This window comes from Streptomyces sp. NPDC048392, assembly GCF_043200575.1.
Classification (GTDB): Bacteria; Actinomycetota; Actinomycetes; order Streptomycetales; family Streptomycetaceae; genus Streptomyces.
In genome coordinates this window covers 65,773-79,173 of the sequence record NZ_JBICYB010000017.1, presented here as the reverse complement: position 1 = coordinate 79,173, position 13,401 = coordinate 65,773, and the positions used below count along the sequence as shown (strand labels likewise).

General features: G+C 72.0%; 11 protein-coding genes. 4 read left to right on the top strand and 7 right to left on the bottom strand.

Annotated features, from left to right (window positions below):
- Positions 1-45 precede the first annotated feature (45 nt).
- Together ACGFYH_RS22645 and ACGFYH_RS22640 are read left to right on the top strand one after the other, a co-directional pair.
- The gene (locus ACGFYH_RS22645) at positions 46-624 is read left to right on the top strand and encodes a DUF485 domain-containing protein (protein ID WP_393804967.1); all 579 of its coding nucleotides are present in this window, start codon (positions 46-48) and stop codon (positions 622-624) included.
- Positions 621-2,213, top strand: a complete 1,593-nt coding sequence (locus ACGFYH_RS22640) for a cation acetate symporter (protein ID WP_393804966.1) — start codon at positions 621-623, stop codon at positions 2,211-2,213. The genes ACGFYH_RS22645 and ACGFYH_RS22640 overlap by 4 nt, the downstream gene beginning before the upstream one ends.
- 44 nt (positions 2,214-2,257) lie before the next feature.
- Here ACGFYH_RS22640 and ACGFYH_RS22635 read toward each other — a convergent pair whose 3' ends face one another.
- From ACGFYH_RS22635 to ACGFYH_RS22620, 4 genes are all read right to left on the bottom strand, one after another.
- Positions 2,258-2,938, bottom strand: a complete 681-nt coding sequence (locus tag ACGFYH_RS22635) for a response regulator (protein WP_393804965.1) — start codon at positions 2,936-2,938, stop codon at positions 2,258-2,260.
- A complete protein-coding gene (locus tag ACGFYH_RS22630; protein ID WP_393804964.1) occupies positions 2,935-4,605 on the bottom strand; it encodes an ATP-binding protein in 1,671 nt (556 codons plus the stop codon). Before ACGFYH_RS22630 ends, ACGFYH_RS22635 begins: the two co-directional genes overlap by 4 nt.
- Positions 4,606-4,736: 131 nt before the next feature.
- Complete coding sequence (locus ACGFYH_RS22625; RefSeq protein WP_393804963.1) at positions 4,737-5,681, bottom strand: sucrase ferredoxin; 945 nt, start codon at positions 5,679-5,681, stop codon at positions 4,737-4,739.
- A 54-nt stretch (positions 5,682-5,735) separates the two neighbouring features.
- Positions 5,736-7,001, bottom strand: coding sequence for a citrate/2-methylcitrate synthase (locus ACGFYH_RS22620; RefSeq protein ID WP_393804962.1), 1,266 nt, complete (start codon positions 6,999-7,001; stop codon positions 5,736-5,738).
- A 113-nt stretch (positions 7,002-7,114) separates the two neighbouring features.
- Here ACGFYH_RS22620 and ACGFYH_RS22615 point away from each other — a divergent pair, with 113 nt between their 5' ends.
- Entirely contained in the window at positions 7,115-8,287 is a 1,173-nt protein-coding gene (locus tag ACGFYH_RS22615) for a citrate synthase/methylcitrate synthase (protein ID WP_393804961.1), read from the top strand.
- Between the two features lie 139 nt (positions 8,288-8,426).
- Here ACGFYH_RS22615 and ACGFYH_RS22610 read toward each other — a convergent pair whose 3' ends face one another.
- Both ACGFYH_RS22610 and ACGFYH_RS22605 read right to left on the bottom strand, forming a co-directional pair.
- Positions 8,427-8,663 carry a hypothetical protein gene (locus tag ACGFYH_RS22610; RefSeq protein WP_393804960.1) on the bottom strand — a complete coding sequence of 79 codons (237 nt, stop codon included), beginning with the start codon at positions 8,661-8,663 and terminating at the stop codon, positions 8,427-8,429.
- A 118-nt stretch (positions 8,664-8,781) separates the two neighbouring features.
- Positions 8,782-9,312, bottom strand: a complete 531-nt coding sequence (locus ACGFYH_RS22605) for a DUF6082 family protein (protein ID WP_393804959.1) — start codon at positions 9,310-9,312, stop codon at positions 8,782-8,784.
- Between the two features lie 316 nt (positions 9,313-9,628).
- On the opposite strand from ACGFYH_RS22605, the gene ACGFYH_RS22600 reads away from it, so the two are divergent.
- On the top strand, positions 9,629-10,735 hold the full coding sequence (locus ACGFYH_RS22600; protein WP_393804958.1) for a CobW family GTP-binding protein: 1,107 nt from the start codon (positions 9,629-9,631) through the stop codon (positions 10,733-10,735).
- Here ACGFYH_RS22600 and ACGFYH_RS22595 read toward each other — a convergent pair.
- The gene (locus ACGFYH_RS22595) at positions 10,732-13,188 is read right to left on the bottom strand and encodes a DNA topoisomerase (ATP-hydrolyzing) subunit A (RefSeq protein WP_393804957.1); all 2,457 of its coding nucleotides are present in this window, start codon (positions 13,186-13,188) and stop codon (positions 10,732-10,734) included. The genes ACGFYH_RS22600 and ACGFYH_RS22595 overlap by 4 nt on opposite strands.
- Positions 13,189-13,401: the final 213 nt, after the last annotated feature.

The following is a 13,401-nucleotide window of genomic DNA, read 5'->3' as shown; positions in this document are numbered from 1 at the left end:
GGGGAAGAAGAGTCGGGGATCTTCCCGTTCTGTCCATCCTTGGGCATGCAGTCAAGCAACGATCGGCCCCGCGGCGCCGGGGGCGGTCCCGAAAGCGCGGTCGACCACCGTGCCGTGCCGGGCAGGGCCTACGTCGAGGCGGCCCCGGGCCCGGGCTACGACGATCCGCGGTACGACGACCCGTGGTACGACGCACTTGCCTCCGGCTGGGGCGAGCCGGCGGGTCCCGGGGCCCCGGAGCCGGCGCTGCCGCCGATGCGCCACGACCCTGCGGAGGAGCCGCCACGGGCCGCCGCCGACGTGTACCTGGAGGTTCAGCGCAGCGCGGCCTTCCAGGAGGTCCGCAGCCGGTACCGGAGGTTCGTGGTGCCGGCGGTCGCCGCTTTCTTCCTCTGGTATGTCGCCTACGTGGTGACCGCCACGACGGCGCCCGCCCTGATGGCCCGGCCGGTGGCCGGCGCGGTGAACGTGGCGATGGTCGCGGGGCTCGGGCAGTTCCTCACCACGTTCCTGCTCACCTGGGCATATGCGCGGCACGCGCGGCTGCGCAGGGACCGGGCCGCGCTCGAACTGCGCTGGGACACCCAGGAACTGACGCGCGGGGCGCGGGGTGGGGTGTCGTGACGGGGGACCATCAGACACTGGCCCTGCTGCTGTTCAGCACGTTCGTCGCCGTCACACTCGGGATCACCACATGGGTGGGCCGCCACCGGCACGGATCCGCGGAGGAGTTCTACGCGGGCGGCCGTCTCTTCTCGCCGATGGAGAACGGGTTCGCCATCGCCGGCGACTACATGTCGGCCGCCTCCTTCCTCGGCATCTCGGGGCTCATCGCGCTCTACGGCTACGACGGCATGCTGTACTCGGTGGGCTTCCTGGTGGCCTGGCTCGTGGTCCTGTTCCTCGTCGCCGAACTGGTCCGCAACTGCGGGCGCTTCACCCTCGCCGACGTCGTGGCCGCCCGGATGCGGGAGCGGCCGGTACGGATCGCGGCGGGGACCTCCTCGGTGACCGTCTCCGTCCTGTACCTGGTGGCGCAGATGGTGGGCGCGGGCAGTCTGGTCGCGCTGCTGCTCGGCGGCACCACGGAGGCGGCGCGCACATGGACCGTCATCGGCGTCGGCGCCCTCATGGTGATCTACGTGTCGCTGGGCGGGATGCGCGCCACGACCTGGATCCAGATCGTGAAGGCGGTACTGCTGCTCGGTGGCACCGTGGCGCTGACCACCCTGGTCCTGGTGCGCTTCCACGGCGACGTCGACCGGTTGCTGCGCACGGCGGCCGAGCGCAGTGGCCACGGCGAGGCGTTCCTGGCGCCCGGGCTGGCGTACGGCGGAGACTGGGTATCCCGCTTCGACTTCATCAGTCTGGGGCTCGCCCTGGTGCTGGGCACCGCCGGGCTGCCGCACATCCTGTCCCGCTTCTACACCGTGCCCACCGCTCGGGCGGCGCGACGGTCCGTCATCTGGTCGATCGGTCTCATCGGCGGTTTCTACCTCATGACGATCGTGCTCGGGTTCGGTGCCGCCGCCCTCGTCGGGCCGGACGCCGTGCGCGCGTCGAACTCCGCCGGGAACACGGCGGTGCCGCTGCTCGCCCTGGGCCTGGGCGGCGGCGCGCAGTCCACCGGCGGGACGGTCCTGTTCGCGGTCGTCGCCGCCGTGGCGTTCGCCACCATCCTCGCGGTGGTCGCCGGCATCACTCTGGCCTCCTCGGCGTCCGTGGCCCACGACCTGTACGCGTCCTTGCGGCGTCGCGGCTCCAAGCCGCGCAGCGAGGTCGCCGTGGCGCGGGTCGCCGCCGTCGGTATCGGCGCCGTCGCGATCGGGCTCGGGCTGCTCGCCCGCGACCTCAACGTCGCGTTCCTGGTGGGCCTCGCCTTCGCCGTGGCAGCCTCCGCCAATCTGCCGGTGCTGCTCTACTCGCTGTTCTGGCGCGGCTTCACCACGCGTGGTGCGGTGTGGGCGGTCTACGGCGGTCTGGTTCCGTCCGTGGTGCTCGTGCTGCTGTCCCCGGTGGTCTCCGGCGGCCCGCAGTCGCTCTTCCCGGGCCTCGACTTCCAGTACTTCCCGCTGCAGAACCCCGGCCTCGTGTCCATCCCGCTGGGCTTCGTGATGGGCTGGCTGGGCACGGTCACCTCGCCGGAGGCCCCGGACGAGGCCAAGCACGCCGAGACCGAGGTGCGCTCGCTGACCGGGGCGGGCGCCGTGTAGAAGCGGGAGCGGCGGCGTTCGGTCGTCCTGGTCCGGCGATTCGCTCAGGCGCGGGCCGCCCACTCGTAACGGTGCTCGGGGCGGCCCGCCTCGCCGTACTTGAGCGTCAGCCTGGCGCGTCCGGTGCGTTCCAGGAGCTTCAGGTAGCGCTGCGCGGTCTGGCGGCTCACGCCGGTCCGTTCGGCGATCTCCTGGGCGGAGAGCGGTCCGTCGGCCTTCAGCAGGCACTGGCGTGCCGATTCGGCGGTGGCGGGCGAGTGCCCCTTGGGCAGCCCGGGCTCCGACGGAGCGGACAGGGCGCCGAAGATCCGGTCGACCTCGGCCTGTTCCGCCTCACCGCCCCCGTCGAGCGTGCGGCGCAGCTGTGCGTACGCCTCCAGCTTGGCACGCAGACCGGCGAAGGCGAACGGTTTCACCAGGTACTGGAGTGCCCCCTGGCGCATCGCCGCCTGCACGGTCGACACGTCCCGAGCGGCCGTCACCATGATCACGTCGGCCTGGAGTCCTCGGCGCCGCATCTCCCGGACGACCTCCAGACCGGTCCGGTCGGGCAGGTAGTGGTCCAGCAGGACCAGGTCCGGACGGGGCGGACTCTCCACGGCGCGCAGCGCCTCCAGCGCACTGTGCGCCTCACCGACGACATGGAAGCCCGGCACTTTCCCGACATACGCGGCGTTGACGCGCGCGACCCGCGTGTCGTCGTCCACGACCAGGACCTCGATCATCGGGACTCCTTCTTGGCAGCGGTGGTCACCGGGAGGGCGCGGGCGGTTTCCGGGTCCGGTCGGGTCAGTGCCTCCGGCAGGACGACGACGAACTCCGCGCCCCCGCCGTACGCCTCGCCGACGGCGGCCCTGCCGCCTTGCCGCTCGGCGAGGCGGCGCACCAGCGACAGCCCGATGCCGCGCCCGCGGTGCGCAGGCGGCTCCTTGGTGGACCAGCCCGCCGTGAACACCAGCTCCCGGTGTTCCGGCCGAATCCCGGACCCCGTGTCGCGCACGGTGAGCGTGGCGGCGCGCCCCTGCGCACGCAGTTCGACCTCCACGCGCGCGTGCGGTGTCCCCGCGGTGGCGTCCAGGGCGTTGCCGACCAGGTTGCCGACGATCGTGACGATCCCCCCGGGGTCGACCAGACGGTCCGGCAGCCGCGTCCGGTCCGAGACCCGCAGCGCCACCCCGCGTTCGGCCGCGACGGCCGCCTTGCCGACGAGCAGGGCGGCGAGAAGGGGGTCCTGGATCCGCTCGGTGATCTGCTCCGCGGTGACCCGGTGGTCTCCGACCACCTCGCCGACGAACTCCACGGCGTCGTCGTACATCTCCAGTTCGAGCAGCCCCAGCAGGGTGTGCATACGGTTGGCGTGCTCGTGGTCCTGTGCGCGCAGCGCGTCGATCAGGCCGCGCGTGGAGTCCAGCTCCCGGCCGAGCTGCTCCAGCTCCGTGCGGTCGCGCAGCGTGGCGACGGCCCCGCCGTCGTCGGTGGGCATCCGGTTGGCGACCAGGACCCGCCGGCCGCGCACGGTCAGCAGGTCGGTGCCGGTCACCCGCCCGGCGAGGACGTCGGCCGTGCGTCCTGCGCCGAGCGCCTCGTCGGGGCGGCGGCCGACGGCCTCGTCACCGACGCCCAGCAGGCGCTGCGCCTCGTCGTTGAGCGGCCGCACCCTGCCGCCGCGGTCGAGGGCCACGACGCCCTCGCGGAGGCCGTGCAGCATGGCCTCACGCTCCGCTAGCAGCCCCGCGATGTCCGAGAAGGCCAGGTCCCGGGTCTGCCGCTGGACCCGGCGCGAGATGATCCAGGACGCCAGGGCGCCGACGGCGAGCGCGCCGCCGGCGTACGCGAACAGGCCGGGAACCGCGTGGACGAGCCGCGCGCGGACACTGTCGTACGCGATGCCCACCGAGACCGCCCCGACGATCCGGCCGTCGCTGTCGCGCAGGGGCACCTTCCCGCGGGCGGAGCGGCCCAGGGTGCCGTTGTCGATCTCCATGACCTCGCGTCCGGCCAGAGCCTGCCCGGGGTCGGTCGAGACGACCTGGCCGATCCGCTCCGGGCCGGTGTGCGACCAGCGCACGCCCCGCCGGTTCATCACGACGACGTACTCCGCCTTGGTGGCCCTGCGTACCCGCTCGGCTTCCTGCTGCGCCGGGCCGTTCGCCGTCGGCCGGGTGGTCCGCAGGTCTCGCACGACCTGCGGCTGCTGCGCGGTGGTCTGCGCGATCGCCAGCGCACGGCGCATCGCCTGGTCGTCCAGCTGGTCGCTGAGCGGTGCCAGGAACAGCCCCGTCGCGAGCACCGCGACGCCCGCGGCGATCGCCAGCTGCATCAGCAGCACCTGTGAGAACACCCGCCGCGGCAGGCCCAGGCGCACTCGGCGTACGGAGGGAGTGGAGCTCATGGCCATGACGGTACGTGGGGGTGGTGGCGAGCCGCGCAGGCGTGTGGCGCGGATCTCCCGTCGGCCACTTCGCGTGGGTCTCCCGTCGGAGGCGCGCGGATCACCCGTCCGTTTCCGAACGGGGCGGAGCGTCAGCCCGCCATGGCCGGGCTCACCGACAGTTCGCGCACCGCGGTGACCTCCATCCGCGCCGGCGAGCCCAGCACCGACGCTCCGCAGCTCTCCGGTCGCGGCGGCGCCGACGCGCCCTGCGCGACGGTGACCCGCCAGTGCCGGCCGTCGCAGTGGGCCAGGGTCACCTCCCAGCGCGGTGCGGCGCCCTCCGTGCGTACGACGGTCAGTGCCTGGGCCGCGTCCTCCCCGACGGCCGACCGCACGGCCAGCTCGGCCGCCTGGCCGGGGCGCTCCCACGCGGAGTTCCCGCGGCAGCCCTCGACGACGACCCGGCCCTCCCGCGCACCCCGCAGGATCTCCTTGACGGCGTGGGACTCGACCCGGCCGTAGACGTATCCGTGAGGCAGTACGAGCACGGTCGGCGAGAAGCGGTGCCCACCCAGGTGGGTGACTTCCCAGACGCCGTCGGCTCCGGAGGCGGCGAGCCCGGCCGCCAGAGGCCTGCCGAGGAGCGCGCAGCACCGGTCGCGCTTGCCGTTGGTGCAGACGAGGGCGAGCGGATCACCCTGGTGGGGAGCGCCGTCCAGCGCCCAGTCGAAGGTACGCCGATCGCCCCGGCCGAGCGCCGCGAAATCGAGGTCCAGCAGCCGGTGTGGGTCCTCGACCGTGGTGCCGTGCAGCCACACGCCTCCCGGAACGGTGTGGGCCGCGTACACCCTGCGCTCGGTGGGCACGCCTCGGTCCGCGTGGCGCCCGGGACGGCGGATGAGCGCGATGCGTACGCCCGTTCCCCTCACCGCCGCGTCGAGGGCGCGCCCCAGCGCTGGGTCCAGGTGGCTCGAGGTGAGCGCCTTGGCACCCCACGGGCCGGGCTGTTCGAGCAGCAGCCAGGTCCTCGCGACGGGTGCGGTGCCCGGAACGGGCTCGTCGAGGTCCCAGGAGACGGTTGAGCACGTACTCACAGAGGTGAGCCTAACCTGACTTCCGTCGCGAGGGCTTCCAGCCGCGCCCGAACGCTACTCCGGCAGTGGTCGCGGCGGCTTCGGACCCGAGTACAGCCCACTCGGCCGCATCCGCAGCGGGCGCTCCCCGTACTCCTCCAGCGCGTGTGCGATCCAGCCCGCCGTACGGGCCACGGCGAAGATCGTCTCGGCTGCGGTGGGCGCCATGCCCGAGGACGCGGTGAGCACGGCGAGCGCCAGGTCGACGTTGGCGTGCAGCGGGGTGTGGCGGGCGGCGGTGGCCTGGATGTCCCGGGCCGCCGCGAGCGCGGGCGCCGCACGGGGGATGTCCTCCAAAAGCGTGAACAGGGCGCGCGCGCGTGGATCCTCGCCCGGGTAGAGCCGGTGGCCGAGTCCCGGGATGCGCCGGCCGGCCCGCAGTTCCTCGGCGACCACCGGCGCCGCGCTGCCCACGTCGAGCACCTCCAGGAGCATCCGGTGGGCGAGCCCCCCGGCGGCGCCGTGCAGCGGTCCCTCGATGACGCCGAGCCCCGCGGACACGGCCGCGTAGGCGTGCGCCCGCGCCGACGCGGCGACGCGAACGGCGAGCGTGGAGGCCGCCAGATCGTGATCGGCGAGCAGGCAGAGCGCCGTGTCGAGGGCGTGCAGTGCCGGTTCGTCGGCGTCCTGTCCGCTGAGCCGCGTCCACAGGCGGTGGGCGATCGGGTCCTGGTCGTGTCCGTCACGCAGTACGGGGGGCAGCGCGGCGACGAGGGTGGGGATGAGGATGCGCGCCGTACCCAGCACCTCGTCCTCGGACAGGTCGAAGCGGAGCGGGTCCGCGACCGCCGCGGCGATCGCCGCGACGCGCAGCCGGTCGGTGGGACCGGCGTGTTCGGGCAGGGCGTCGACGGCCCGGCGGGCGACGGCCACGGAGTGCTCGGGGGCGGAGAAGGCGGTACCGGGACGCAGCCGCCCGGTCCAGAGCCACTCGGCCACCTCCTCGTAGGTGTGGCGTCCGGAGAGTTCCACCGCGTCGACGCCCCGGTAGTAGTACCGGTCGCTCTCGATGAGCGTGAGGCGGGTGCGCACGGTCAGCTCCTGGCCGGCGGCCGAGGCCGCGGGAGCGCCGCTGTCGCGCCGGTTGCGTCGGGCGAGGGTCCGCACCTCGTCGGCGTCGAACGTGCTGCCCCGGCCGCCGGGGGTGCGTCGGCTGCCGAGCTGGCCGCGGCTGACGTACGCGTACACGGTCTCGGGTTTCACCCCGAGCAGTTCGGCCGCCTCCCTGGTGGTCAGGCGCCGCTCGTGGTCGGCGGGACGGCCGGGCTCTTGATCGCGCATGAGGTCACCGTATCGATCGCAGGGGTCCGTCTTGGGCCAATATATTGATTCAATCAATATTGACAGACTTGTAGTCAAGTATGGACAGTTGAGTCAAGTTCGAGGAGGTAATCATGTCCGTCAACAGAACCGCAGCTGCCGCGACCACAGTCGAGGTGCCTCGCGGGCTCGCCGGTGTCGTCGTGGCCGACACCGAGGTCGGCGACGTGCGAGGGCTCGAGGGCTTCTACCACTACCGCCAGTACTCGGCCGTCGACCTCGCCCGGAGCCGCGGCTTCGAGGACGTCTGGCATCTCCTGGTGCACGGAGAACTCCCCGACGCGCGGCGCGGAGCCGCTTTCGCCGCCGAGACCGCGGCGCTGCGGCGGCTCCCCGACACGGTGCGCGCGGCGCTGCCCGCCATCGCGGCGGCCGGCGGACGCTCCGGCCCGCTCGCCGGGATGCGCACGGGTCTGTCGCTGCTGGGTGCGGCCCGGGGCTTCGGGCCCGTGTACGACCTCTCGGACTCCCGGCGCCGACGGGACACCCTGGAGGCCGCCGCGGCCGTACCCACATTGCTGACCGCGCTCCACCGGCTGGGCCGGGGGCTCGAGCCCGTGGAGCCCCGCGAGGACCTGTCGTACGCCGCGAACTACCTCTACATGCTGACCGGTGAGGAGCCGGACGGGGAGCGCACGCGGGCGATCGAGCAGTACCTGATCTCCACCATCGATCACGGGTTCAACGCGTCCACCTTCACCGCACGGGTCATCGCCTCGACGGGCGCGGATGTCGCGGCCTGCCTGGCCGGTGCGGTGTCGGCATTGTCCGGCCCGCTGCACGGCGGGGCGCCCAGCCGGGCGCTGGACACCCTGGACGCGATCGGCACGCCCGAACGTATCGACGCGTGGATTCGCGAGCGGGTGCTCGCCGGTGACCGCATCATGGGCTTCGGTCACGCGGTCTACCGCACGGAGGACCCGCGTTCCCGGATGCTCCGTGCGGTGGCACAGCGGTTCGGCGGCCCCCGCGTGGAGTTCGCCGTCGAGGTGGAGCGGCAGGTCGAGGCGATCCTCGCCGAGCTGAAGCCGGGCCGCGAGCTGCACACCAACGTCGAGTTCTACGCGGGCGTGGTCATGGAACTGTGCGGCCTGCCCCGCGAGATGTTCACGCCCACGTTCGCGGCGGCGCGCGTGGTGGGCTGGAGCGCGAACATCCTGGAGCAGGCCCGTGATTCGAAGATCATCCGGCCGGCCGCACGGTACGTGGGGCCGGGAGCGCCGGTCGGGGTGCCGGCGGTGGCCTGAGCGAAACGAGCGGCCTGGTGCCGTTCGGGCGCCAGGCCTGGTCGGGAAGCGTCGAGCAAGGACGGGGTACCGGGTTGCTCGCCGGTGGCGGGGTCCGGGCGCGGACTGCGGTGGGCGCGACCGGAAACACGGGGTGCCGTCAGGCGTCCGGGATGTCCGCCTTTGCGCGGATGAGGGTCTCCCGGCTGACGATCACGATGCGTTCGTAGTCCGCACGGGAGGCATCGGCGGGAAGTTCACCCTCCAGGGTCTCGGTCGCTTCGGTGCCGATGACGGCGAAATTGCCGTCGCTCAGCTCGAAGAGGTCCGGACAGCTGGCTCCCGAGGTACTGCCGCGCGAGCTTGGAGGCACACCGATGCGGCGCACGATTTTCAAGGGGTACCGGTCCTTACAGATTGGCCATTGTGCTGGGAGCACGTTACTGGGATCTGCGGGGCCGGCGTGCCTCACAGCCGCAAGACACTCCCGGGGAACCTGGCCGGTGCGAAGCGCCTCAGTCGGACGGAGGGGTGCCCACCACCCACCATTCGTCCGTGTCGGCTTCGTCCAGGTCCTTGAGAAGCCCGTCCACCATGGTGCCGACACGTGACTCGACGGATGTGGCCCTGAGTGACGCCCGCTGTTCCCTCGATGCCTCCCAGTACTCCCGCATCAGGGGACTCTGGAAGAGTTCGCGCAACCGCCCGAACAACTCCTCCTGATCCAGGATCCCCGCCTGGTGGAGGTGGTAGAGGCTGACGTACCACGCGTTCGCGTAGAAGAACTGACGCCGCTTCTGCGCCGGGATGCTCTTGTCGTACGTGTCGATGACCTCCGCCAGCGAAGGGTCGTCGATCGCCCTGGTCAGCAACTCCCAATGCACGCGCTGCTGGTGCCGCAGTGCCTCGCGCCGGATCGCCAGCTCCTCCAGCCGCAGCTGCCGCTCGTGCAGACGGGCCTTGTCCAGCCGCCGCTGCCGCGCGGCCAGCAGCTTGCCGGTCGCGGCGGAACCGAACCTCCCCGCGGCGTTCTTCCGTGTGACCATGTCAACCCCCGAATCAGGCGACCGCCCGCCGGTCGTCGAGTGCGGGTCGGCTGACGGGGACCGGCGAGCGATGGGTGGTGCTGCCGCCTCCAGGGTGCCGAGCGGCGCTGACCGGCGGGGAGGCGGAGAGGAGGCGCACGGAGGGAAGCAGGGTCGCACGGTCCGGCACCTTGCCAGACGTCTGCCCATCAAGTGCTGCTAACAGTCGTTCACTTCGCGGGTACCCCGCCGGCTCGTATCCTGAGCAGGCAGTTCCGTACTGGGCGTACGCCTTGCCGCGGGCCGGCGTACGCGAGGGTGAGAGAGAGGTCGCACGGTGGGGCAGCGCTCGACTCCGCAGCAGATTCCGGTCGTCGTACTCGCCGGATTCCTCGGCTCCGGAAAGACCACACTCCTCAACCACCTCCTCCACCGCAGCGGAGGCAGCCGTATCGGCGCCATCGTCAACGACTTCGGCTCGATCGAGATCGACGCGATGGCCGTCGCCGGTGCCCTCGGCGACTCCACGGTGTCACTCGGCAACGGATGCCTGTGCTGTGCCGTCGACGCGAGCGAACTCGACGGGTACCTGGAGCGGCTCGCCCGGCCCGAGGCCGGCATCGACGTCATCGTCATCGAGGCCAGTGGTCTCGCCGAACCGCAGGAACTGGTGCGCATGCTGCTCGCCAGCGAGGAGCCGGGGGTCGTCTACGGCGGGCTCGTCGAGGTCGTCGATGCCGTCGAGTTCGACGACACCCGCGCCAGACACCCGGAGATCGACCGGCACCTGGCACTCGCCGACCTGATCGTGGTCAACAAGACCGACCGGGCACCCGACGCCGGGCGCGTGCTCGCCCTCGTCCACTCGCTGGGCGACGGCGCCGCCGTCGTGCCCGCGGCCTTTGGCCGGATCGACCCCGAGTTCCTCTACGACTGCCGGCCGGGCGAGGAGCGGGTGGGGCAGCTGTCCTTCGACGACCTGCACGACCACTCCGAGGGCGGCGCACACGCCGGGCACCTGCACGCCGCCTACGACACCCTCTCGTTCGTCTCCGACCTCCCGCTCGATCCGCGCCGGCTCATGCGCTTCCTCGACAGCCGGCCCGAGGGCCTGTACCGGATCAAGGGGTACGTCGACTTCGGCCCGTACGACACGCGGAACCGGTACGCCGTGCACGCCGTCGGGCGCTTTCTGCGTTTCTTCCCGGAGCCCTGGCCGCCTTCCGACGCCCGCCGCACCCGGCTCGTCCTCATCGGCTCCGGCATCGACGCGGCGGCCCTCCGCGAGGAACTCGACGCCTGTCGCCGCGACGCCGACGCCCCGCACGCCGACGAGCACGGCATGTGGGGCGTCCTGCGCTACGTACCCGGCGGCGAGGACCCCGGCGGCGAGGAGCCCGGCCGCGAGGAGCCCGGCGGCGAGAAGCCGCCGCACGCCTTCTAGGCCGGACCCGCGACCACCGCCACCGTCCCCGGCAGGGACACGCCCGAGCCGTCTCGGCGCGGGTCGATCTCCGGGAGCTGGGCCGGCGTGCCGTTCCTCTGCGCGGCGAGGGCCGGAGTGGCGCCCGCCCAGGCGAAGGCGAGGCAGTCCTCGCCCTTCAGGAACCGCTGGCAGCGCACACCACCCGTGGCGCGGCCCTTGCGCGGGTACTGGTCGAAGGGTGTCAGCTTGGCCGTGGTCTGCACGGAGTCGTCCAGCGTGCCGCGCGAACCGGCGACCGTGAAGACCACCGCCTCCGCGGCCGGGTCCACCGCCGTGAAGGAGATGACCTTGGCACCGTCGGTGAGCTTGACGCCCGCCACGCCGCCCGCAGGCCGGCCCTGCGGACGGACCTGCGAGGCCTGGTAGCGAAGGAGCTGGGCGTCGTCCGTGACGAAGACCAGGTCCTCGTCACCGGTGCGCAACTCGGCCCCGCCGACGATGCGGTCGCCCTCCCTGAGGGAGATGACCTCCAACTCGTCCTTGTTGGAGGGATAGTCGGGCACCACACGCTTGACGACGCCCTGTTCCGTGCCGAGCGCCAGCCCGGGCGAGGACTCGTCCAGGGTGGTCAGGCAGACGACCCCCTCGTCGTCCTCCAGGGACACGAACTCCGCCAGCGGTGCGCCGCCCGCGAGATTCGGCGTCGGCATGGTCTCAGGGAGCTGGGGCAGGTCCACGACGCTCACCCGCAGCAGCCGTCCGGCGGACGTCACCACGCCCACCTCGCCGCGTGCCGTGGCGGGCACCGCCGAGACGATCAGGTCGTGCTTGACCCGCTTGGCGCCCGCCTCCGTGACGAGCGGCTCGTCGTTCGCCGTACGGGCCAGCAGGCCCGTCGAGGACAGCAGCACCCGGCACGGGGCGTCCGCCACCTGGAGCGGAACGGCGGCGACCGGGGTGCCGCCCGACTCCAGCAGCGTCGTACGGCGGTCGGTGCCGAACTTCTTGGCGACCGCGGCCAGTTCGGTGGAGACCAGCTTGCGCAGTTCCGCGTCCGAGTCGAGGATCCGGGTCAGCTCCTCGATCTCCGCGTTCAGCCGGTCCTTCTCGGACTCCAGCTCGATGCGGTCGAACTTGGTGAGCCGGCGCAGCGGCGTGTCGAGGATGTACTGCGTCTGGACGTCGCTCAGCGAGAAGCGCTCCATCAGGCGCTGCTTGGCCTGCGCCGAATTCTCGCTGGAGCGGATGAGGCGGATGACCTCGTCGATGTCGACCAGGGCGGTGAGCAGGCCCTCCACCAGGTGCAGCCGGTTCCGCTTCTTGCTCCGGCGGAACTCGCTGCGGCGTCGTACGACGTTGAAGCGGTGGTCGAGATAGACCTCCAGCAGCTCCTTGAGACCCAGGGTCAGGGGCTGGCCGTCCACCAGGGCGACGTTGTTGATGCCGAAGGACTCCTCCATGGCCGTCAGCTTGTAGAGCTGCTCCAGGACCGCCTCCGGTACGAAGCCGTTCTTGATCTCGATGACCAGGCGCAGTCCGTGCTCGCGGTCGGTGAGGTCCTTGACGTCCGCGATGCCCTGGAGCTTCTTCGAGCCGACCAGGTCCTTGATCTTCGAGATGACCTTCTCGGGGCCGACCGCGAAGGGAAGCTCGGTGACGACGAGGCCCTTGCGGCGGGCCGTCACCGTCTCCACGGACACCGTCGCGCGGATCTTGAACGTGCCGCGGCCCGTCTCGTACGCGTCCCGGATGCCGGGCAGGCCGACGATCCGGCCTCCGGTGGGCAGGTCGGGGCCCGGGATGTGCTTCATCAGCGCGTCGAGGTCGGCGTTCGGGTACCGGATGAGGTGCCGGGCGGCCGCGATCACCTCGCGCAGGTTGTGCGGCGGCATGTTCGTGGCCATGCCGACCGCGATGCCTGAGGCGCCGTTGACCAGCAGGTTCGGGAAAGCGGCGGGCAGGGCGACCGGCTCCTGCTCCTGGCCGTCGTAGTTGGGCCCGAAGTCGACGGTGTCCTCGTCGATGGACTCCGTCATCAGGCCGGCCGCCTCGGCCATCCGGCACTCGGTGTACCGCATGGCGGCCGGCGGGTCGTCGTTGCCCAGCGAGCCGAAGTTGCCGTGGCCGTCCACCAGGGGCACGCGCATGGAGAACGGCTGGGCCATGCGCACCAGCGCGTCGTAGATCGACGCGTCGCCGTGCGGGTGCAGCTTGCCCATGACCTCGCCGACGACGCGGGCGCACTTCACGTAGCTGCGCTCGGGCCGCAGGCCCATCTCGTTCATCTGGTAGACGATGCGGCGGTGCACCGGCTTGAGGCCGTCGCGGGCATCCGGCAGTGCACGGGAGTAGATGACCGAGTACGCGTACTCGAGGAAGGAGCCCTGCATCTCGTCGACGACGTCGATGTCGAGGATCTTCTCCTCGTACGAGTCGTCGGGCGGCGGGGTCTTCGTACTACGGCGGGCCATCGCTGCCGGCTCCTTGCTGAAGCGTGAACGGTGATCTGACGCCGTCCATTGTGGACCGCGGCACTGACAGCCACCGACCAGGACCCGTCACGGGCCGCCCGGCCCGGCGCTGTCCGCAGGGTACGCCCTCGGGCCCGGCCGCCCGCCAACCGCGTTCTCGCTCTCGGCGTACGAGCTCCGGGAACCCCACCGGTGGCCCGCACGCTTGCATAC

What these genes read in the sequence shown, in the direction of transcription:
- ACGFYH_RS22645 (WP_393804967.1), top strand. Translation starts at nt 46, where the DNA reads ATGCAGTCAAGCAACGATCGGCCCCGCGGCGCCGGGGGCGGTCCCGAA.
- ACGFYH_RS22615 (WP_393804961.1), top strand. Translation starts at nt 7,115, where the DNA reads ATGTCCGTCAACAGAACCGCAGCTGCCGCGACCACAGTCGAGGTGCCT.
- ACGFYH_RS22595 (WP_393804957.1), bottom strand. Translation starts at nt 13,188, where the DNA reads ATGGCCCGCCGTAGTACGAAGACCCCGCCGCCCGACGACTCGTACGAG.
- ACGFYH_RS22630 (WP_393804964.1), bottom strand. Translation starts at nt 4,605, where the DNA reads ATGAGCTCCACTCCCTCCGTACGCCGAGTGCGCCTGGGCCTGCCGCGG.
- ACGFYH_RS22635 (WP_393804965.1), bottom strand. Translation starts at nt 2,938, where the DNA reads ATGATCGAGGTCCTGGTCGTGGACGACGACACGCGGGTCGCGCGCGTC.
- ACGFYH_RS22620 (WP_393804962.1), bottom strand. Translation starts at nt 7,001, where the DNA reads ATGCGCGATCAAGAGCCCGGCCGTCCCGCCGACCACGAGCGGCGCCTG.
- ACGFYH_RS22605 (WP_393804959.1), bottom strand. Translation starts at nt 9,312, where the DNA reads ATGGTCACACGGAAGAACGCCGCGGGGAGGTTCGGTTCCGCCGCGACC.